Origin of the sequence: Bradyrhizobium sp. S3.2.6 (assembly GCF_040546885.1) — a bacterium.
Classification (GTDB): domain Bacteria; phylum Pseudomonadota; class Alphaproteobacteria; order Rhizobiales; family Xanthobacteraceae; genus Bradyrhizobium; species Bradyrhizobium cytisi.
The window spans coordinates 1-18,627 of the sequence record NZ_JBEPOS010000017.1; the positions used below are offsets into that span (position 1 = coordinate 1).

At 63.2% G+C, this 18,627-nt stretch carries 20 protein-coding genes; 6 read left to right on the top strand and 14 right to left on the bottom strand.

Annotated features, from left to right (window positions below; all coding sequences use genetic code 11):
• Positions 1 to 211: 211 nt before the first annotated feature.
• Entirely contained in the window at positions 212 to 1,120 is a 909-nt protein-coding gene (locus ABID58_RS25610; RefSeq protein WP_354035504.1) for an EamA family transporter, read from the bottom strand.
• Positions 1,121 to 1,220: 100 nt separating this feature from the next.
• On the opposite strand from ABID58_RS25610, the gene ABID58_RS25615 reads away from it, so the two are divergent.
• A complete protein-coding gene (locus tag ABID58_RS25615; RefSeq protein ID WP_354035688.1) occupies positions 1,221 to 1,700 on the top strand; it encodes an Lrp/AsnC family transcriptional regulator in 480 nt (159 codons plus the stop codon).
• 306 nt (positions 1,701 to 2,006) lie between these two features.
• On the opposite strand, the gene ABID58_RS25620 is transcribed toward ABID58_RS25615, so the two are convergent.
• The 4 genes from ABID58_RS25620 to ABID58_RS25635 form a co-directional block, all read right to left on the bottom strand.
• Entirely contained in the window at positions 2,007 to 2,156 is a 150-nt protein-coding gene (locus tag ABID58_RS25620; RefSeq protein WP_354035506.1) for a hypothetical protein, read from the bottom strand.
• Between the two features lie 24 nt (positions 2,157 to 2,180).
• Positions 2,181 to 2,783 (bottom strand): mobile mystery protein B, encoded by a 603-nt coding sequence (locus ABID58_RS25625; RefSeq protein ID WP_354035508.1) that lies wholly within the window; start codon positions 2,781 to 2,783, stop codon positions 2,181 to 2,183.
• Positions 2,780 to 3,247 carry a mobile mystery protein A gene (locus tag ABID58_RS25630; RefSeq protein WP_354035509.1) on the bottom strand — a complete coding sequence of 156 codons (468 nt, stop codon included), beginning with the start codon at positions 3,245 to 3,247 and terminating at the stop codon, positions 2,780 to 2,782. Before ABID58_RS25630 ends, ABID58_RS25625 begins: the two co-directional genes overlap by 4 nt.
• 207 nt (positions 3,248 to 3,454) lie before the next feature.
• A complete protein-coding gene (locus ABID58_RS25635) occupies positions 3,455 to 4,390 on the bottom strand; it encodes an AEC family transporter (protein ID WP_354035511.1) in 936 nt (311 codons plus the stop codon).
• Between the two features lie 452 nt (positions 4,391 to 4,842).
• Here ABID58_RS25635 and ABID58_RS25640 point away from each other — a divergent pair, with 452 nt between their 5' ends.
• Together ABID58_RS25640 and ABID58_RS25645 are read left to right on the top strand one after the other, a co-directional pair.
• The gene (locus tag ABID58_RS25640; protein WP_148751602.1) at positions 4,843 to 5,184 is read left to right on the top strand and encodes a hypothetical protein; all 342 of its coding nucleotides are present in this window, start codon (positions 4,843 to 4,845) and stop codon (positions 5,182 to 5,184) included.
• 347 nt (positions 5,185 to 5,531) lie between these two features.
• Positions 5,532 to 6,209: an AAA family ATPase gene (locus ABID58_RS25645; RefSeq protein ID WP_148751612.1), complete on the top strand. Its 678-nt coding sequence runs from the start codon at positions 5,532 to 5,534 to the stop codon at positions 6,207 to 6,209.
• A gap of 75 nt (positions 6,210 to 6,284) precedes the next feature.
• On the opposite strand, the gene ABID58_RS25650 is transcribed toward ABID58_RS25645, so the two are convergent.
• The 5 genes from ABID58_RS25650 to trxB form a co-directional block, all read right to left on the bottom strand.
• A complete protein-coding gene (locus ABID58_RS25650) occupies positions 6,285 to 6,431 on the bottom strand; it encodes a hypothetical protein (protein WP_187434884.1) in 147 nt (48 codons plus the stop codon).
• Between the two features lie 132 nt (positions 6,432 to 6,563).
• Positions 6,564 to 6,710 carry a hypothetical protein gene (locus ABID58_RS25655; RefSeq protein ID WP_187434883.1) on the bottom strand — a complete coding sequence of 49 codons (147 nt, stop codon included), beginning with the start codon at positions 6,708 to 6,710 and terminating at the stop codon, positions 6,564 to 6,566.
• 105 nt (positions 6,711 to 6,815) lie between these two features.
• The gene (locus tag ABID58_RS25660) at positions 6,816 to 7,745 is read right to left on the bottom strand and encodes a 4-hydroxy-tetrahydrodipicolinate synthase family protein (RefSeq protein ID WP_354035513.1); all 930 of its coding nucleotides are present in this window, start codon (positions 7,743 to 7,745) and stop codon (positions 6,816 to 6,818) included.
• Between the two features lie 447 nt (positions 7,746 to 8,192).
• The gene (locus ABID58_RS25665; protein ID WP_007614700.1) at positions 8,193 to 9,116 is read right to left on the bottom strand and encodes a LysR family transcriptional regulator; all 924 of its coding nucleotides are present in this window, start codon (positions 9,114 to 9,116) and stop codon (positions 8,193 to 8,195) included.
• Positions 9,117 to 9,121: 5 nt separating this feature from the next.
• Positions 9,122 to 10,087, bottom strand: a complete 966-nt coding sequence (gene trxB, locus ABID58_RS25670) for a thioredoxin-disulfide reductase (protein WP_148751599.1) — start codon at positions 10,085 to 10,087, stop codon at positions 9,122 to 9,124.
• 267 nt (positions 10,088 to 10,354) lie between these two features.
• Here trxB and ABID58_RS25675 point away from each other — a divergent pair, with 267 nt between their 5' ends.
• A complete protein-coding gene (locus ABID58_RS25675; RefSeq protein WP_148751598.1) occupies positions 10,355 to 10,834 on the top strand; it encodes an Lrp/AsnC family transcriptional regulator in 480 nt (159 codons plus the stop codon).
• 123 nt (positions 10,835 to 10,957) lie between these two features.
• Here the strand turns inward: ABID58_RS25675 and greA are convergent, their stop codons facing one another.
• From greA to ABID58_RS25690, 3 genes are all read right to left on the bottom strand, one after another.
• Positions 10,958 to 11,431: a transcription elongation factor GreA gene (gene greA / locus ABID58_RS25680; RefSeq protein ID WP_027534300.1), complete on the bottom strand. Its 474-nt coding sequence runs from the start codon at positions 11,429 to 11,431 to the stop codon at positions 10,958 to 10,960.
• A 211-nt stretch (positions 11,432 to 11,642) separates the two neighbouring features.
• A complete protein-coding gene (gene carB / locus ABID58_RS25685) occupies positions 11,643 to 15,107 on the bottom strand; it encodes a carbamoyl-phosphate synthase large subunit (protein WP_354035514.1) in 3,465 nt (1,154 codons plus the stop codon).
• A gap of 143 nt (positions 15,108 to 15,250) precedes the next feature.
• Entirely contained in the window at positions 15,251 to 16,420 is a 1,170-nt protein-coding gene (locus tag ABID58_RS25690; RefSeq protein WP_354035515.1) for an MFS transporter, read from the bottom strand.
• Between the two features lie 113 nt (positions 16,421 to 16,533).
• Here ABID58_RS25690 and ABID58_RS25695 point away from each other — a divergent pair, with 113 nt between their 5' ends.
• Positions 16,534 to 16,905, top strand: a complete 372-nt coding sequence (locus tag ABID58_RS25695) for an ArsR/SmtB family transcription factor (protein WP_354035517.1) — start codon at positions 16,534 to 16,536, stop codon at positions 16,903 to 16,905.
• Positions 16,906 to 17,178: 273 nt separating this feature from the next.
• Here ABID58_RS25695 and ABID58_RS25700 read toward each other — a convergent pair whose 3' ends face one another.
• Positions 17,179 to 17,880: a class I SAM-dependent methyltransferase gene (locus tag ABID58_RS25700; RefSeq protein ID WP_354035518.1), complete on the bottom strand. Its 702-nt coding sequence runs from the start codon at positions 17,878 to 17,880 to the stop codon at positions 17,179 to 17,181.
• Positions 17,881 to 17,984: 104 nt separating this feature from the next.
• On the opposite strand from ABID58_RS25700, the gene ABID58_RS25705 reads away from it, so the two are divergent.
• Entirely contained in the window at positions 17,985 to 18,509 is a 525-nt protein-coding gene (locus tag ABID58_RS25705; protein WP_354035519.1) for a Dps family protein, read from the top strand.
• Positions 18,510 to 18,627: the final 118 nt, after the last annotated feature.

The following is an 18,627-nucleotide window of genomic DNA, read 5'->3' on the forward strand; positions in this document are numbered from 1 at the left end:
CTCCTCGTGGCCCAAAAGTGATTCGATCACTTCGAACTCACTTTAGCTCCACCGCCTTCTTGGTCGCGAAGGCCGGCTAGATGATCTTCAGTGCATAAAACTCCCGATCCCACAGCGTGCTCGCTGTCCGCAATGCGCAATCTCGTGCACCGCAACTCCGTAACTCCCCGATCCCGCGCCATCGTTCGCTAGGCGATCGGCAACAAGAAGCTCACGGCGCCGTGGATGCCAACTTCGGAATAGGCGCTTCCGGCGCCGCGGGCTTGTGGATTGCGACCCCTGACATGACGAGCAATACGCCGATCATGTCCTGCCCGCTGGGGATTTGCGCCAGGACCATGAGGCCGAGCAGGGTGGCCGTCGCTGGCAGCAGCGCGAGCATCAGGGCGAAACTCGCCCGCGGCAGGCGGGACATCGCCAACTGATCGCAGACATAGGGTATGACGGATGAGCAGGCACCCACGGCGACACCCGCGAGGACCAGCACGGGCGTCGCGAAGGCCTTTGCGGCTTGGACGAACCCAATCGGCATGATGAAGAAGAACGCTATTGCCATCGCCGCTCCGAGCCGCTCAACGCCGCCGCTCGCGCCGCCCTCGGATATCTTGTGTCCCAGTATGATATAGCCGACGAACAGTGCGCTGTTCAGAAACGCCCAGAACAGCCCGAGCGGGTCGGTTGACCATTTCACGTCGATCAGCAGAAACACACCGAGCGCCGCGAGCGCTAGCGCCGCAAAATTGCGAGCCGTCCGGAGTCCGTACAACGCAACGCCTATCGTCCCAACAAACTCCATCGCCGCAACCAGGCTCATGGGCAGTCGATCGAGCGCCAGATAGAACGACGTGTTCATTATCGCGAGACAGCCGCCGAGGCTGATGAGCATAAATCGCGTTCGCGGGTCGGCGCGCTTGATCGTCCTCCATGGCTTGGTCCACGTCGCAAAGATGACCGCAGCGGACGCGATCCGCATCCAGGCGACGCCAAGGACGCCGACTGCCGGGAAAAGCAGGACGGCAAAGGACGGGCCCAGGTAATGGAATATGGCGCTCACGCCGAACCAGGCATGCGGTGGGGCGGAATGAGCGACCTTGGTGAATGTCAGGCTGAGATTGGGCATGCGGTTCCTCACACCTAAGTATGAGAGCCGCAGCGGCTCTTTAAAATGCCATCCGGAAGACTAGACTGCGGCAATCCTCCATTGATCAAAGGTGAACGACGTGAAACGCCTTCGATATGAAAATGGCGATCTGGACGTAACCGATGTCCGCATTCTGGATGCCCTGGCCGACGACGCCCGGATGAGCATCGCCGATCTGGCCCGTTCAGTCGGTCTATCGTCGCCGAGCGTGTCCGAAAGAATCAAGCGCCTCGAGGAAGTCGGTGTGATCGAGGGCTACACGCTGACGATCAATCCAAAGGCCTTGGGCCTGCCAATCGCGGCTTGGTTGCGCATCAGGCCTATTCCCGGACAACTGCAGAAAGTCGCGGACGTCCTGCGCGGACTGCGGGAGATCGTGGAGTGTGATCGAATTACCGGCGAGGATTGTTTTATCGCGCGAGCCCATGTCCAATCTGTCGACGACCTGGAGAAACTGATCGACCAAGTCATCCCCTATGCGATGACCAACACGTCGATCATCCACTCTTCCCCGGTCAAGAGGCGCTTGCCGCGACTTCTCCGCGGCGACAAGTTGTGATGCCGTGCTGCTGACCGTTGTTGCAAACGCCCGGACATGAGGCCTGCTGGCTGCGTTCGGCTGGATCATATTCAGCATTTGGAGTAAGCTTTTGGACACAGCAACATGTCAGCGGAGGTCCTCCGTGGAACATCGCGGCGTAAGCTTCTCGGTCGCTAGAATGAGCTATTTATCCGGTTGGCAGTGGACTGTCGGAAAGGGCCGAACCGTGTCGGTCGGGGTCTGCGCCACGAGGCTGGATGCGATCCGCCAGGCTCGGACTTTCATTGACGCGATTGTGGACTGGGCTGCCTGAGCGGCGCGGCGCTACCTCACCATCATCACCACCACCGGCAACGTCACCGCCGCCAGCCGCGTCCCTAGCGCCACCGCGCCCGACACCGGGTTCACCAGCCGCTGATACTGGACCGCAAAAATATCCGCGTTCGCGCCGGTCGGCATGGCCGCGAACAGCACGGCGCCGCCGCCGGCCGTCGCGCTTTACAGATCACTTCGCGGACCAACGAACTTGATCAAGGGGCCCATGTCATCCTGGTCCGCAGCCTTAAGGGCCGCGATGTAAGCAGTCCGCCGCTCATTCATCTTTTGAAGATCGTGTCCGCCTGCCCAATCGATTGGCTTCGCGCTGTAGACGCGGTCCAGGACAGCATCCGCCATGATGCGGGCGTGCCTGCCGTTGCCATTGGGAAACGGATGAATTTTGACGAGGCGATGGTGCAAGCGAATGGCAGCTTCGGAAGGCGGGTAGATTTTGTTGTCAGCCCAATACTGGGCGTCACCCATGAGGGTTCGAAGCTCCACAGGGATGTGGACGGGATCGATGCCGATGTTCTTTCCAGTCTTTCGGAACGTTCCCGCCCAGTTCCAGACGTCGCCGAACAAGCGCTTGTGCAAGGTGATGACGAAGTCGTCGGTCAGAACGTGGGCTCTCTGCCGACCGAGCCAGCGCAAGCCGGACCCGATGTTGGCCTGTTCCAGTTGATCGAGCTCGCCTTGCGTCGTGATGTGTTTATGCTTCAGCCCGTCAAGCTCGTTTGGGTCGAGCGGCGTCGCTGCGTCGGGATACTGGAGATCCCCGATCATTGATCGCTCCAGAAATTCGGAGGCATTTCCTGCGCGATCTCACGGGTGAGACGTTCGACTTCCTGATCAATTTTGTCATCCGGCAGTTTCTGGTTTTCGAGGGCCATGTGCGTGCTGGCTGTGCCAACGATGGCCATGGCTTTTTTTCGAGCTTGGGCGGTGATGATATCCTCGACATGTCCCGATGCCGGAACGATCGCATAGACGAAGCGACACCCCATCGCCTCGGCTGCCGCCTGCATTGATTTCAGGGTGACGCCGCCTGCGAGTTCGGCGCGCTCTGCCGCGGGAACGCGTGCGCGGGTGACGCCCATTTTCTTTGCGACGTCGGCACCCGACATGCCGAGCGCGCTGCGGACCGTGCGCAGCCAGCCTTCGGGCGGCGCTTTCAGGCCGGCCGCGCTTGCGGCCGCGCTGTCGACGATGTTGCGATACTGCTGCTGAACGATAGTTTTGACGCCCATTTGTCGACCCATCGAGCTACATGGATGTCTAACTTGGATACTTATATATATCCAGATGACAACAATCTGTATATCAATCTATATCCAAATGCTAAAATTTGGGTATATTTAAGTATACGACTTTGAGCGACGCTCTCGAAAGCCCGCTAAAACGGGCCATTTTCGTGGTATTCCGGTACGAGGTCGCCGGGTAGGCGCAGCGAACCCCTACCTCACCCCCGCCACCATCATCACCACCACCGGCAACGTCACCGCCGCCAGCAGCGTCCCCAGCGCCACCGCGCCCGACACCGGGTTCACCAGCCGCTGATACTGGACCGCAAAAATATACGCGTTCGCGCCGGTCGGCATCGCCGCGAACAGCACGACGACGCCGGTCACGACCGGCGGCAGGTTGAGCAGGTTTGCCAGCACGAATGCCGCCGCCGGCATCGCCAGCAGCTTGAGCGCGCTCATCGCGACGACGCTCGGCATCTCGCCTTTTACCTCGAACCGGAACAGGTTGATGCCGAGCGCGATCAGCGCGGCCGGCGATCCCGCCTGCGCGAGCAGCTCGATCGTCTTGTCGACAACGGGGTTGAGGCCGAGGCCGGTGAAACGCCAGACCACGCCGAAGCCGATCCCCAGCATCAGCGGATTGCGCGCAAGATCCGCCAGCACGGGCCAGATGATCGCGAAGGGCGAGCCCGTCCGCTTGCGGCTGACAAGCTCCATCTGCAAGATCCCGCAGAGCCAGAGCAGCGGCGTGTTCACCGACAGGATCAGCGACATCGGGCCTGCGGCTTCGTTGCCCAGCGCCGAGAGCACGAGCGGAATGCCGAGCATCACGATGTTGCCGTAGACCGAGCCGATCGCGAACACGACGCCGTCCTCGCGGTCCTCGCGCCGCAGCACTGAGATCAGGAGCGCCGCGACCCAGGTGAGGGCGAGCGCGCCGTAATAGGCGCCCCACATCCGCCAGGGGCTGACATCGGGGAATTCCGAGACGACGATGGTGCGAAACAGCAGCGCGGGGATCGCGATGCTGAAGGCGAATTCGGAGATGCCCTTGTGCGCGCCCTCGGAGACGAAGCGAAACAGCACCGACGCATAGCCGGCCGCGATCAGCGCAAACACCGGCGCGACGATCAACACGGTGGCCATGCGGTCCTCCCCCTCACGGGGAGATTAGGCCGACCACCCCACGCAGCTCTCGATCCTGCCATCATGCCGGTGTTTTGCCCGACGTGTCAAAGGAAATTCGTAAAATCCGCAAGGCGCGAAAATTCGCAAGGTGGCCCAGGGCCCTGGCTACTGTGCATGGGGTTGTTTTGCGGTTTGGCCGGACGCCGCCTCGCACACAACTGTCGTCCCCCGCGAAGGCGGGGGATCCAGTACGCCGCGCCCTCTCAGGGAACGTCGGGCGTCTCTGGAATACTGGATCGCCGGGTCCTGATGCGCAATTGCGCATGAGGCCGGGCGATGACAGCGGAGAAGATGGCCCGAGGCCTCCCTGTTGCCGAGAGCGCACAGCGCCCGGGTTTCGCCTCGCGCCTCGTTGCCAACCAACGCCCGTTCACCCACTATCTCCCTGACTCGACATTTTGGGGGGATAGATGCCGGAATCTCGCTTCAGGACTTCCTTGGCTGCTGCAACCTTCGCTCTCGCGCTCGGCGTTCTGGCCCAGCCGGGCACAGGCTTCGCCTACACGCCGGAGCAGCAGCAGGCCTGCACGCCCGATGCAATGAACCTGTGCGGCGAGTTCATCCCGAACGTCGATGCCATCACCGCCTGCATGATCCGGAAGAAGTCCCAGCTGTCGCCGCAATGCGCGGTGTTCTTCCGCCGTGGCCCCGAGCCGGGCGAGGTCCGCGCCGGTCAGCCTACCAACATCAAGCCCGTCGTGGCGAGGAAGACCAAGCCGAAGGCCAAGAAGAAAAAGACCGCCGACGGCTAGGCGTGCGCCAGCTTCGCGACAGCCACCGGACTCGTTTTGTTCGCGTGGCGTGCGTGGGAGCCTGCAGCGATCGCGGCCGCGCGCGATGAAACAAAAGCCGCGCGAGGATTTGCGCGGCAAAGTTGTAGTCCTGTTTTTCCCGCGCGATTGCCTGGAAAACATGCGGTTGCCAGCGTGAACAGCCATTCGTGACGGTTCGTGTCTGTCGTCGCACACAGCAGTGTGACTCAAAAGCCAACACGTCTTGTTATTTCGTGGCGGCGACGCCACTCCCGATAAATTTTTCTTTCACGAATCAGCGCGGTGATTCATTTTCGTGGCCTGGGGTCAATCTGGAGGCCAGAGGTATGAACGTTATTGTTTTTGCATCGCGTAAAGGCGGCTCGGGCAAGAGTACCCTGGCCGCACATCTCGCTGCGCAGATCAAGCAGAGCAAGCAGGTGATGCTTGTGGACGCGGATCCGCAAGGCTCGCTCACGCTGTGGCACAAGCTGCGTGGCACCAACGAGCCGCCGATCAAGGCGGCCGTGAACTCGGTCAGCGGCATCGTCTCCGCTGCCAAGCGCGACGGCTATGAGTGGGTGTTGATCGACACGCCGCCGAACCTCTCGGCCGTGGTCGACGACGCGATCAAGAACGCGACGATGGTGGTCATCCCGGCACGTCCCGGTGTGTTCGACGTCAACGCGGTGCAGGAAACCATCCAGATGTGCCGCGCGGCGCGCAAGCCCTACGCGGTCGTGCTCAACGGCGCTCCGGCGCGTCGCGACGAGTCCGAGAGCCCGATCGTCACCATCGCCCGCGAGGCGCTGGCAAAGTTCCGTGCTCCGGTGTGGGGCGGCCAGATCACCAATCGTTCGGATTTGTTGATGGCACTCAGCCACGGCGAAGGCGCGCGTGAGTATCAGGCCGAGAGCCGTGCAGCTCAGGAAATTGCAAGGCTGTGGGCGGCGATCGAGCGTTCAGTGAAAGCCATTCGCGGCACGGCGTCGGCGTCCGGCGCAATGCACAAGCAGGCGGCATAATTTCATCAATCATTTCCCCGGACGACAAACGCGCGGCGCTCCGCGCGTTTTGCGTTCGTGGGGTGAGGATGAAGGCTAAGCCACCATCAGCATGTAGAACACGATGACCGGCGACAGCGTCAGGATCACCGACCAGATGCCGACGGCCCAGATGATGTCCTCGGTGGAAAAGCCCTGCTGTCCGGCGCCGTAATGCGACGCCGCATCATTCTGATTGTTCAAGATCGCCCCCGCGATTTCTTCGCTTATGGGCCGAACGATACGCAGGATGTTTTAAGATTCCGGCTCGCAGCCGCGCTCGCATTTTGAGCGCATTTGTGACCTCGGCTTAACCATGCAAGCGGTCTCTCGTGATCAGGCGAGCCAGACCCGAAACAGCAGCACCGGCATCAGGCCGAGCATCACCGCCCAGAAGCCGAACGACGACACCACCAAAATTCCCTGCAAAAGATCGGCAGGCGCGAAGATTTCCGCCGCGGTCGGGCGAACGCGTTGCCCCATGGTCATTCCCCCTGTTTGAAGACTTTGCGGGGGAACGATAGGCGGCATTGCGTAAACGAGGCGTGGATGCGCCATGCCGCAGCTGCGAAGGGAGTTGGTGCGCGGTTAACCACAGGCGGTGCTCTCTCGCGCCGCGACTTTCATCCGCCGCTCGATCTCGCGATCGAGTTGGGCGGCGAGCTCGCTGCTCACCTCCACCATCGGCAGGCGGACCTCGGGGCTGTCGATCAGGCCGCTTCGCCACAGCCAGTACTTCGCCGGCGCCGGGCTCGGTTCGGTGAAGAGCAGCCGCGTCAGCTCGGCTACCTCCTGCCAGCGCGCCTCTGCCGCATCCGCGTTGCCAAGCTTCAGCTCGGCATGCACGGCTGCGAAGGTTGCGGTCTCGATATGGGCTGACAGCAAGATGCCGCCATCGGCGCCGTCGCTGAGCGCCTCAAAATAGTTCGCGTCCTCGCCGGTCAGCACGCGAAAGCCCTTCGGCCTGTCGCGCAGCAGCGCGATCGACTGCTCGCGGCTTGCGCCGCAATCCTTCAGCCCGATGATGTTCGGATGCTCGGCGAGCCGCAGCAGCGTCTGGTTGTTGATGCCGACGGCGCAGCGATACGGAATGTTGTAGAGCGCGAGCGGCCAGGCGGCGTGATCGGCCAGCGCCTCGAAATGCGCGAGGATGCCGCGCTGCGACGGCCGCACGTAATAGGGGCTCGCGATCAGATAGAAATCGATCGGCCAGTCCGCGGTCTCATCCAGCCGCTCCTTCATCCGCGAGGTGTCCGCGCCCGAAAGGCCAAGGCCAATCGGCAACGTCCGGCGGCCGGCCGCCATCTCGTCGCGCACGACGGCGACGAGGCGCTCGAGCTCGGCGTCGCGCAGCGTCATGCCTTCGCCCGAGGTCGCGCCCAGGATGATGCCATCGATCGCCTGCGTGCAGTAGTGCCGCGTCAGCCGCCGCAGCGATGTCTCGTCGAGGCGACTGTTCCGAAACGGCGTCACCAGCGGCAGCCAGAGTCCATGCATATGGGTTCGCAAATCGGTCATGTTCTTCTCTCCTTCTCGGGAAAAACCTGAGACGGAGGGCACATGAAAAAACCCCGTCCAGGCGGCGGGGTTTTCGGGATTTGGCTCGCGATGACGAAGTCAGCCTAGCGCGCGCAAAAATCCGAGGTCCCCGAATGGGGGCCTTTTTTCGAGACGATTGCGCACGACTTCGTGATCATTTGGAAATGATGCGGGGTATGCCTAAAACTGTCAATGCACGCGGAAGGCGAAAGCCGAATTGGGCAGAAAAAAAGCCGGACCCGAAGGCCCGGCTTAGGTATTGGCCACGTGAGGCCGACACAATCACCTTCCAAGAGGGATTACTGAACTCCCGCGCCACTGGAGGAGGGGGACAAATGCGCAACGCGAAGGCTCAGCGTCTAGGCAGTATGGGCTCGACGAGCGGTATGCAGCAACAGCCGGAGCCGCATGTCAGACATGCGGAAATCAGGACGGCCAGCGCTGCGCCTTGCTCACCACGAAGTCGCGGAACACCTGCACGCGCGCGACCGTCTTCAGCTCTTCCGGATAGACGAAATACGTATCGAGCTGGATCGAATCCGATTCGCCGAACAGCTGTACGAGGCGGCTCTGTTCTTCGATCAGGTAATCCGGCAGCGCCGCGATACCGAGGCCCTGCTGACAGGCGCGCACCAGGCCGAGGATGTTGTTGACCCTGAAATAGGCCTCGCGCGGACCCGAGCCGTTGCGCCCGGCTTCGACCAGCCAGTTGCGGTTCTGCAGATGCGGCGCGAAGTTGCCGTCTGACAGCGTGATGATGCGATGGGAGTCGAGCTCCTCCAGCGTCCGCGGCGTGCCGAAGCGCTTGATGTAATCCGGCGAGCAATAGGCGTGGAAGCCCATCGCGAAAAGCTTGCGCTGGATGAGATCCGGCTGCGTCGGCTTGCGGGTGCGGATCGCGACGTCGGCCTCGCGCATCGACAGATCCAGCTCCTCGTCGGTGACGATCAGCGAGATCCGGATCTCCGGATAGAGCGCGGTGAATTCGCCGAGCCGCGGGATCAGCCAGTTGATGCCGACGCCGGGGGTGGTGGTGATCTTGAGATCGCCGCTCGGCCGCTCGCGGCTGTCGGTCAGTTTCGCGCGCGCCGCCTGCAGCTGCATGAACACGTCATGCGCGGTGCGGAACAGGAGGTCGCCCTGCTCGGTCAGGATCAGGCCGCGGGCGTGGCGGTGGAACAGCGAGACCGAGAGCTCCTGCTCCAGCGCCGAGACCTGGCGTGACACCGCCGATTGCGACAGGCCGAGCTGCTCGCCCGCATGCGTGAAGCTGCCCGCTTCCGCCGCCGCGTGAAACACCTTCAGCTTGTCCCAGTCCATGTCCGTAAATCCGTCGCGTGTTCGAGCCATGATCGTTATTCCGCTGCCGCGCGCTCGCTGGCGCGCAGGGCCAAGAAACGTTCGGCCTCGAGAGCTGCCATGCAGCCGAGGCCGGCGGCCGTCACGGCCTGGCGATAGGTTTCGTCAGCGACGTCGCCGGCGGCGAACAGGCCGGGCACAGAGGTCGCGGTCGAGTTCGGGGCCACCTCGACATAGCCTGACGGTTTCAGCTTGATCTGGCCTTTCACGAGCTCCGTCGCCGGCGCGTGACCGATGGCGATGAAGACGCCGTCGGTCTTCACGTCCGAAAGCGCGCCGGTCTTGACGTTCTTCAGGCGCACATGGGTGACCTTGTACGGGTTCTCGGTGCCGCAGATCTCGTCGACGGCGGAGTCCCAGATCACCTTGATCTTCGGGTGCTTGAACAGGCGCTCCTGCAGGATGCGCTCGGCGCGGAAGTGATCGCGGCGGTGCACGATGGTGACCTGCGAGGCATGGTTGGTCAGGTATAGGGCCTCCTCGACCGCGGTATTGCCGCCGCCGACCACCACAACGTCCTTGTTGCGGTAGAAGAAGCCGTCGCAGGTGGCGCAGGCCGACACACCGCCGCCCTGGAATTTCGCCTCGGAGGGCAGCCCGAGCCAGCGCGCTTGCGCGCCGGTGGCGAGGATCACGGATTCGGCGAAATAGACGTCGCCCGAGTCGCAGGTCAGGCGAAACGGCCGCTGCCCGGTCTCCAGTTTGGTGACGAGGTCGGTGACGATCCTGGTGCCGACATGGACTGCCTGCTTCTCCATCTGTTCCATCAGCCAGGGGCCCTGGATCACATCGGCGAAGCCCGGATAGTTCTCGACATCGGTGGTGATGGTGAGCTGGCCGCCCGGCTGGATGCCCTGGATCAGGATCGGCTCGAGCATCGCGCGCGCGGCGTAGATCGCGGCGGTGTAGCCGGCGGGGCCGGAGCCAATGATGACGACCTTTGCATGGACAGGGGCGGACATATTCACGGACGCCTTTCACCGGGGGATTGCAGCGCGGGCGCGGAACGTGCCGGGAGGCCTCGCGGAGGCGCTGAAATATCAGAGCTAATCTAAGCCTTCTGATGAGCTATGCAAGAATTGCATTCCCAATCGGCGGATTTTTCCAACAAGGAACAAAAGTCGGTTGGGTGAACGCGCAATAAAATTGCGCAAACGGGCGGGACTCGGCTATGAGGATGGCCATCAGACCCACCCGATACCGCCATAAAGCCCAGGAGTTCCAGTCACGTGTCGCGGAACCTAGACGAGATCGACCTCAAAATTCTCGCCGAGATCCAGGCCGACGGTCGAATCACCAATGTCGAGCTCGCCAAACGGGTCGGCATTTCGCCCCCGCCCTGCCTGCGCCGGGTCCGGGCGCTGGAGGAGGAGGGCTATATCCACGGCTACCGCGGGCTGCTGGATGCACAAAAGCTCGGCTTCGACGTCACGGTGTTTGCCGCCGTGCACCTCTCCAGCCAGGCGGAAGCCGATTTGCGCGCTTTCGAGGAATTCGTGCGCGCCGAGCCGCTGGTGCGGGAGTGCTGGATGCTGTCGGGCGAGGTCGATTTCATCCTGAAATGCGTGGCTCCGGACATGGCGACCTTCCAGGATTTCGTGACGCACCTGACAGCCGCGCCCCATGTTCGCAACGTGCGGACGTCGCTGGTGCTGCATAATTCGAAATACGAGGCGGCCGTGCCGCTGGACGTGAAGGGAAGACGGTAGCGCCTCCCCCGCAACGACGCGTGTGGAGCGGGCGAGCCTGCCTCACAACCGCAACACGACGAAACAAAAAGGCCGCGCAAATCGCGCGACCTTTTCGAAACGTAGTGCACGCAACGGCAGATCTTACCGCCACTCCACCTTGGTGATCTCATACGCCTTGGCGCCGCCGGGGGCATTGACCTCGACGGTCGAGCCCTTCTTCTTGCCGATCAGCGCGCGCGCCAGCGGCGAGGTAATGGAGATGCGGCCCTTCTTGGCGTCGGCCTCGACCTCGCCGACGATCTGCCACACCGCCTTCTTCTCGGTGTCCTCGTCGACTAGCGTCACGGTGGCGCCGAACTTGATGGTGTCGCCGGACAGCTTCGAGATATCGATGATGTCGGCGCGAGCGAGCTTGTCCTCAAGCTCGGCGATGCGGCCCTCATTGTGGGACTGCTCTTCCTTCGCGGCATGATATTCCGCGTTCTCCGACAGGTCGCCATGCGAGCGCGCTTCCGCGATATGCTCGATGATGCGCGGACGGTCCTCGGACTGGCGCTTCTTCAATTCTTCCCCGAGCGCGGCAAAGCCGCCCGCAGTCATCGGAACCTTTTCCATCTCTTCTCTCGTTCTTCGGACCCGCGCCCCACAAGAACGGTGGGCGCGGCAACCTTGATTCGTCGGTATTTCCGGGGCTGAAAACGCCGCCGCCGGAACGTTATGTGGGTCTGGCGCCGGAACAGAACAACCACATGGCCGGACAGTTCCCCCGGCCATTGTGGCTTCATCGCCAATCACTTAGCGAGAGGCTTGGCCCTCTCGCTCGCGATCAGGTTTCCGAAAAGTAGCTCTGCAGGGTACGAACCTCAAGGTCTCCGCCAAGGTAGGCGCGGATGCCCTGCGCAGCCGCCACGGCCCCGGAAAGAGTGGTGTAATACGGCACTTTATGCAAGAGGGCCGCGCGCCGCAGCGATCGGCTGTCGGCGAGCGCCTGCGGGCCCTCGGTGGTGTTGAAGACGAGCTGGACATCGCCATTGGTGATGGCGTCGACGATGTGCGGCCGCCCCTCCAGCACCTTGTTCACCTTTTCGGTCGGGATGCCCTCATCGGTCAGGAAGCGTGCCGTGCCCGAGGTCGCCAGCACCTTGAAGCCGAGCGAATGCAATTCGCGAACGGCATCGGCGATGCGCGTCTTGTCGCTCTCGCGCACCGAGACGAACACCGTGCCCTTGCGCGGCACCCGTGTGCCGCCGCCGAGCTGGCTCTTGGCGAATGCCACCGCGAAGGAGCGGTCGATGCCCATGACCTCGCCGGTCGAGCGCATCTCCGGACCGAGCACGGTGTCGACGCCGGGGAAGCGGGCGAACGGAAATACCGATTCCTTCACGCCGACATGCTTGAAGTCGGCCTTCTTCAGCTTGAAGTCGGCGAGCTTCTCGCCGGCCATGATGCGCGCGGCGATCTTCGCGACCGGCGTGCCGACCACCTTGGCGACGAACGGCACCGTGCGCGAAGCGCGCGGATTGACTTCGAGCACGTAGATCTCGCTGTCCTTGATCGCGTATTGCACGTTCATCAGGCCGATGACGTCGAGGCCAAGCGCGAGTTCGCGGGTCTGCCGCTCCAGTTCCCCGATCATCTTGGCGTCGAGCGAGTGCGGCGGCAGCGAGCAGGCACTATCGCCGGAATGGATGCCGGCTTCCTCGATATGCTCCATGATGCCGACGATGAAGGTGTCCTTGCCGTCGCAGAGGCAGTCGACGTCGATCTCGGTGGCATCGGACAGATAGCGGTCGAACAGCAGCGGGTTCTTGCCGAGCACGGTGTTGATCTGCCCGGTCTTGTCGTTCGGGTAGCGCGCCTTGACGTCGGCCGGCACCAGCTCCGGCAGCGTGCCGAGCAGGTAGTCGCTGAGCTGGTTGTCCTCGCGGATGATCTGCATCGCGCGGCCGCCGAGCACGTAGGACGGGCGCACCACCAGCGGCAGGCCGAGATCGGTCGCGACGAGGCGGGCCTGCTCGACCGAATAGGCGATACCGTTCTTCGGCTGCTTGAGCCGCAGCTTGTCGAGCACGCGCTTGAAGCGGTCGCGGTCTTCGGCAAGATCGATGGCGTCGGGCGAGGTGCCGAGGATCGGCACTTCGGCGGCTTCCAGCGCCCGCGCGAGCTTGAGCGGGGTCTGGCCGCCGAACTGCACGATCACGCCGTGCAGCGTGCCGTTGCTGCGCTCCTTCGCGATGATCTCCAGCACGTCCTCGGCGGTTAGCGGCTCGAAGTAGAGCCGGTCGGCGGTGTCGTAGTCGGTCGACACCGTTTCCGGGTTGCAGTTGACCATGATGGATTCGTAGCCGGCGTCATGCAGCGCGAAGCAGGCGTGACAGCAGCAATAGTCGAACTCGATGCCCTGGCCGATGCGGTTCGGGCCGCCGCCGAGAATGATGACCTTCTTCTTGTCCGATGGGGTGCTCTCGTCGGCAACGCTGCCTGCAAACGGCGACTCGTAGGTCGAGTACATGTAGGCGGTGGGCGAGGCGAATTCGGCCGCGCACGTGTCGATGCGCTTGTAGACCGGACGGACTCCGAGTGCGTGACGCTTCGCCGTGAGCTCGGCCTCCGTCGTCTCGGCGAGCACCGCAAGACGCGCGTCTGAAAAGCCCATCGCCTTGAGCGTACGCATGCCGAAGGCATTGCCGGGCAGGCCGTGCTTCCTGACCTTCTGCTCCATATCGACGATGCCGCGCATCTCGCCGAGGAACCACGGATCGATCTTGCAGGAGTTGAAGATGTCCTCGTTCGACCAGCCGAGCCGCATGGCCTGCGCGACCTGGAGAATGCGGTTCGGCGTCGGCGTGCCGAGCGCGGCGCGGATCGCATTCTTGTCGTCGTCACGACCGAGACCTTCGATCTCGATCTCGTCGAGGCCGGTCAACCCGGTCTCGAGCCCGCGCAGCGCCTTCTGCAGGCTCTCCTGGAAGGTGCGGCCGATCGCCATGACCTCGCCGACCGACTTCATTGAGGTCGTCAACGTGGAGGAGGCACCGGGGAATTTTTCGAAGGCGAAACGCGGGATCTTGGTCACCACGTAATCGATCGTCGGCTCGAACGAGGCCGGCGTCGCGCCGCCGGTGATGTCGTTGGCGATTTCGTCGAGCGTGTAGCCGATCGCGAGCTTGGCCGCGACTTTGGCGATCGGGAAGCCGGTGGCCTTGGAGGCCAGCGCCGACGACCGCGATACGCGCGGATTCATCTCGATCACAACCATGCGTCCGTCTTCGGGATTGACGCCGAACTGCACGTTGGAGCCGCCGGTCTCGACGCCGATCTCGCGCAGCACCGCCAGCGAGGCGTCGCGCATGATCTGGTATTCCTTGTCCGTCAGCGTCAGCGCCGGAGCGACCGTGATGGAGTCGCCGGTGTGCACGCCCATCGGATCGAAATTCTCGATCGAGCAGACGATGATGCAATTGTCCTTCTTGTCGCGCACCACCTCCATCTCGAACTCTTTCCAGCCGAGGACGGATTCCTCGATCAGGACTTCGTTGGTGGGGGACGCGTCAAGGCCGCGCTCGATGATGTCGAGGAACTCTTCCTTGTTGTAGGCGATGCCGCCGCCGGTGCCGCCCATGGTGAAGGAGGGACGGATGATCGCGGGCAGGCCGATCTCGGACAGTGCCATCAGCGCCTGTCCGAGCGCATATTCCTGGTAGCGCTTGCGGCGGTCGCCTTCACCGAGCGTCCACTGCCGCTCGAGTTCTTCGAGCGCCGCGCCCGACAGCTTCTCGCGTTCGGCGTGGTACTTGTCGCGGAACGACTTCTTCAGCTCGGACGCATTGGCGAGGCGCGATTTCGGCGTCTCCAGCCCGATCTTGGTCATGGCTTCGCGGAACAGCTGGCGGTCCTCCGCCTTGTCGATGGCATCAGCGGTCGCGCCGATCATCTCGATGTCGAACTTGTCCAGCGTGCCCTGCCGGCGCAGCGACAGCGCGCAGTTCAGCGCGGTCTGCCCGCCCATGGTCGGCAGCAACGCGAAGCCACCGGGGATGACGTGACGTTCCTTCTCGATGATTTTTGCGACGATCTCGGGCGTGATCGGCTCGATATAGGTCGCATCCGCCAATTCCGGATCGGTCATGATCGTGGCCGGATTGGAATTGACGAGAACGATGCGATAGCCCTCTTCCTTCAGCGTCTTCACCGCCTGCGTGCCCGAATAATCGAACTCACAGGCCTGGCCGATCACGATGGGACCGGCGCCGATGATCAGGATGGTCGAGATGTCGGTTCGTTTAGGCATCACCGCTCGCGGGCTGGAATTCGGGCACAAAAAAAGGGCGCGCTTGCCGCGCGTCCCCTTGTGCGAGAGCGCGGGGTCTTCCCTCGCGCGCGGGTGGGTCTTAGACCAGTTTTCGGGGCGGCGAAACCCCGAAAAACGCCCCATCAACCGGCAATTTTGACGGGTTTCGGCCGCGCCTGCCAGCCGCGGGCGAGATGCACCAGAAGCGAGGCCGCAACGCTCATTCCGCCGATCCAGCCGAGGTCGTTTGGCGAGAGGGTGGCCAGCACGGCGCCGCCCAGGGCCCCGCCGATGGCGAAGCCCAGATACATGGCGGAAGCGTTGAGCGAGAGTGCGATCATCGAGGCCTGCGGCTCGACCCGGATGATGCTGGCGATCTGGGCCGGATAGAACGCCCAGCCCGAAAGACCCCAGAGGAAGATCGCGCCCAGCACCGCGTAATGCGCCTGTCCGGGCATCAGTTTCAGGACCAGCGAATGCAGGATCAGCGCGCTCGCCATGCCGGCGAGACCGAGGGCTGCGGTCGCGAGCGTGCCGAGCCGGTCGGCCAGGATGCCGCCGAGCATGTTGCCGATCGCAGCCGCGCCGCCGAACACCAGCAGCGCAAGACTGATCTGCGAAGCGCCGAAGCCGAGGCCGCGCAGCGGGACCGCGAAATAGGTGAACACGGTGAAGCCGCCCAGCGCCCATAAAATCGTGATCACAAGCGCGATCAATACATTGCTGTGACGTGCCACCGCGAGCCTTTCGCTAAGCGAGGCCGTGTTGCGCGGCAGGCCGCGAGGCAGGCCGAACAGGAGGCCGGCGAGCGCAACAGCGCCGATCATTGCGACCATGGCGAAGGTCGCGCGCCAGCCGAGCAGGCTGCCGACGAGATTGCCGAGGGGCACGCCGATGACGGTCGCTACCGTGAGGCCGGAGGTGACCAGCGCAACAGCGCGACCGCGCCGTTCCGGCGAGGCGACGGCGACCGAGACCGCGAGCGCCGTCGGCATGCAAAGTCCTGAGCCCAACGCCATCAGCATGCGCGAGGCCAGCAGTAAGCCGTAGTTGGATGCCACCATCGCCGCGAGGTTGCCAGCGATGAAGGTCGAGAGCGCGAGCGCCAGCACGGTGCGGCGGTCGATATTGTTCAGCGTCACCGTCAGGATCGGCGACCCCACGGCATAGGTGAGCGCGTAGGCGGTGACCAGTTGGCCGGCGGCAGAAACCGAAATCGAGAGGTCGCTGGCGATCGACGGCAAAAGTCCAGCAATGACAAAGCCTTCAGTGCCGATCGCAAAAGCCCCCAGGGCCAACCAGAACACGCTCATTGCAAACAATCCTTATGTTCAATGTTTATTGAACAATCGAAGATGACGGTGTGAGAGTCAATTGGTTCAAGAACTATTGAACATTCCGCCAGTATCGCTATGATTCCCGGACCATGAGCCGCACGCCTCCCCACCCCACCCGCGAGCAGATCGAGCTGCCCCTGGTTCTGGATTGTCTGAGCGATCCGATCCGGTTGGCGATCGTGTATCAGCTCGCCCAGCAAGAAGCTGTCAGCAGCGAGCTTTGCTGCGGCGACTTCAACGGCCTCTCCGGCAAGTCGAACCTCACCTATCACTTCGCAAAGCTGCGCGATTGCGGGCTGATGCGGACGCGCGTGGCGGGCACGAACCGCTTCGTACGGCTGCGTCGCGAGGATCTCGAGGCACGCTTTCCCGGCCTGCTCGACGCCGTACTCAGCTCGGCGGCCAAGGACGCGGACAGGCTTCAGCTTGTCGCAGAGTGCGACGAGGTCAAGGCGGATTGAGGTTTTGGGCGGAAGCGCGCGATTTGTCCGTCGCGCCATGTCCGGCTTCGCCCTTCGGGCTTCTCCGCGGCAGCCTTCGCCGCGATAGGGCTTGCCTAGCCGAAGCTGGCGGAGCCAGCGAAGGCTGGAGGCCCGGCCTGGATTTGAACCAGGATGAAGAGCGATGCACTGCTCTCGCGTAGACGCTTCCGCCACCGGGCCGCGGCGATCATTGCCGATCGAGTTACGACAAGCCACCTCAGGTGATCGTTATGCTTAACGCACCCGGGAAGCTTAACGCACCAAAGGCGGCCGCGCGATAAACGTCATGCGCCAGCGGTTGTGGCCGATATTGGCGCTGGCACGCTGGCTGGCGAAGCCCGCCGCCTTCAGCCTGGCCGCGATCTCGTCCTCGCTGTAGCGCTTGAGCCCGACGCGCGCGCGCAGATGACGGTAATCTGACAGCGCGGTGCTGACCAACCCGACCAGCGCGTCCTTGAGGAAGCCGTGACGCAGGCCGAAGGACAGCAGTGCCGCCACGTCTCGCCCCATGCCGACATGCGGCTGGAGGATATCGCCGAGCACCAGCTTTCCGGACGGTTTCAGGATGCGCCTGACATTGAGGAGCGCGGCATCGAGCTCCTCGGCCGTCATGTATTGCGCGACCGAGTTCATCACGACGAGGTCGATGGACTGGTCCGGCATCTTGCGGACGTCGTCGAGCGAGCGGACGCGGATCTTGGTGTTCGGCGCAAACCGCGCGATCAGCCGGCCGCGCACGCCGGGCGCGGGCTCGGCCAGGATCAGCTGGCCGCAGGCAGCCGCCACCTGGCCCGCCGACAGCGCCTCGCCGCAGGCATAGTCCAGCACGGTCGCCTCGGGCGAGGTGATGTAGCCGATGATGTCCCGCGCGATGATCTGGAAGTGCAAATCGCGATGCAGCTTGCTGACATAGATCGTATGCGTCGAGTCGTAATAATCGATCCAATCGTCCATGGTGTCCCGCCCAGCGGTTCCTGTCCAGGAACCGCGCTACTCGCCTTGCGTTAGGGGTGCGACGGCGCGCCGTCAATGTCCGCGTCCTAACAGGAAGGTTTCCCGTGAGCAAAGTCCCCAGCAAGGTTTCTCCCGACCTCGACACCCCCACTGATCTGTCGCCCCAGGCGGTCAACAAGGTCTCGGAGGCGCTCAACGTGCTTCTGGCCGATGCGTTCGCGCTGTACCTCAAGACCAAGAATTTCCACTGGCACATCAGTGGCCGGCACTTCCGCGATTATCATCTGCTGCTCGACGAGCACTCGGACCAGATTTTTGCCACCACGGACCAGCTCGCCGAGCGCGTCCGCAAGATCGGCGGCGCCACGGTGAAGTCGATCGGCCAGATCGCAAAGCTACAGACCATCAAGGACAACAACGAGGACTACGTCCCGCCTCGCGAGATGCTGCGCGAGCTGATGCAGGACAACAAGCATGTCGCGGCTGCGATGCGCAAAGCGCACGAGGTCTGCGACGACGCTGGCGACGTCGCCAGCGCCAGCATCCTCGAAGTCTTCATCGACGAGACCGAGCGCCGCACCTGGTTCCTGTTCGAAGCCACCCGCCAGGAAGGCGGCAACGAGGCGTAGGCGAAGGGCACGCTGCGTAGGCTGGGCAAAGGCGCGCTCTTCGCGCGCCGTGCCCACCGTCTATCCGTGCGGCATACATTGATTGGTGGGCACGCTTCGCTTTGCCCACCCTACCGCA

Coding starts and splice junctions, on each gene's coding strand:
- ABID58_RS25610 (WP_354035504.1), bottom strand. CDS start 1,120: ATGCCCAATCTCAGCCTGACATTCACCAAGGTCGCTCATTCCGCCCCA.
- ABID58_RS25625 (WP_354035508.1), bottom strand. CDS start 2,783: ATGATCGGGGATCTCCAGTATCCCGACGCAGCGACGCCGCTCGACCCA.
- ABID58_RS25630 (WP_354035509.1), bottom strand. CDS start 3,247: ATGGGCGTCAAAACTATCGTTCAGCAGCAGTATCGCAACATCGTCGAC.
- ABID58_RS25635 (WP_354035511.1), bottom strand. CDS start 4,390: ATGGCCACCGTGTTGATCGTCGCGCCGGTGTTTGCGCTGATCGCGGCC.
- ABID58_RS25640 (WP_148751602.1), top strand. CDS start 4,843: ATGCCGGAATCTCGCTTCAGGACTTCCTTGGCTGCTGCAACCTTCGCT.
- ABID58_RS25645 (WP_148751612.1), top strand. CDS start 5,532: ATGAACGTTATTGTTTTTGCATCGCGTAAAGGCGGCTCGGGCAAGAGT.
- ABID58_RS25655 (WP_187434883.1), bottom strand. CDS start 6,710: ATGGGGCAACGCGTTCGCCCGACCGCGGCGGAAATCTTCGCGCCTGCC.
- ABID58_RS25660 (WP_354035513.1), bottom strand. CDS start 7,745: ATGACCGATTTGCGAACCCATATGCATGGACTCTGGCTGCCGCTGGTG.
- ABID58_RS25665 (WP_007614700.1), bottom strand. CDS start 9,116: ATGGCTCGAACACGCGACGGATTTACGGACATGGACTGGGACAAGCTG.
- trxB (WP_148751599.1), bottom strand. CDS start 10,087: ATGTCCGCCCCTGTCCATGCAAAGGTCGTCATCATTGGCTCCGGCCCC.
- greA (WP_027534300.1), bottom strand. CDS start 11,431: ATGGAAAAGGTTCCGATGACTGCGGGCGGCTTTGCCGCGCTCGGGGAA.
- carB (WP_354035514.1), bottom strand. CDS start 15,107: ATGCCTAAACGAACCGACATCTCGACCATCCTGATCATCGGCGCCGGT.
- ABID58_RS25690 (WP_354035515.1), bottom strand. CDS start 16,420: ATGAGCGTGTTCTGGTTGGCCCTGGGGGCTTTTGCGATCGGCACTGAA.
- ABID58_RS25695 (WP_354035517.1), top strand. CDS start 16,534: ATGAGCCGCACGCCTCCCCACCCCACCCGCGAGCAGATCGAGCTGCCC.
- ABID58_RS25700 (WP_354035518.1), bottom strand. CDS start 17,880: ATGGACGATTGGATCGATTATTACGACTCGACGCATACGATCTATGTC.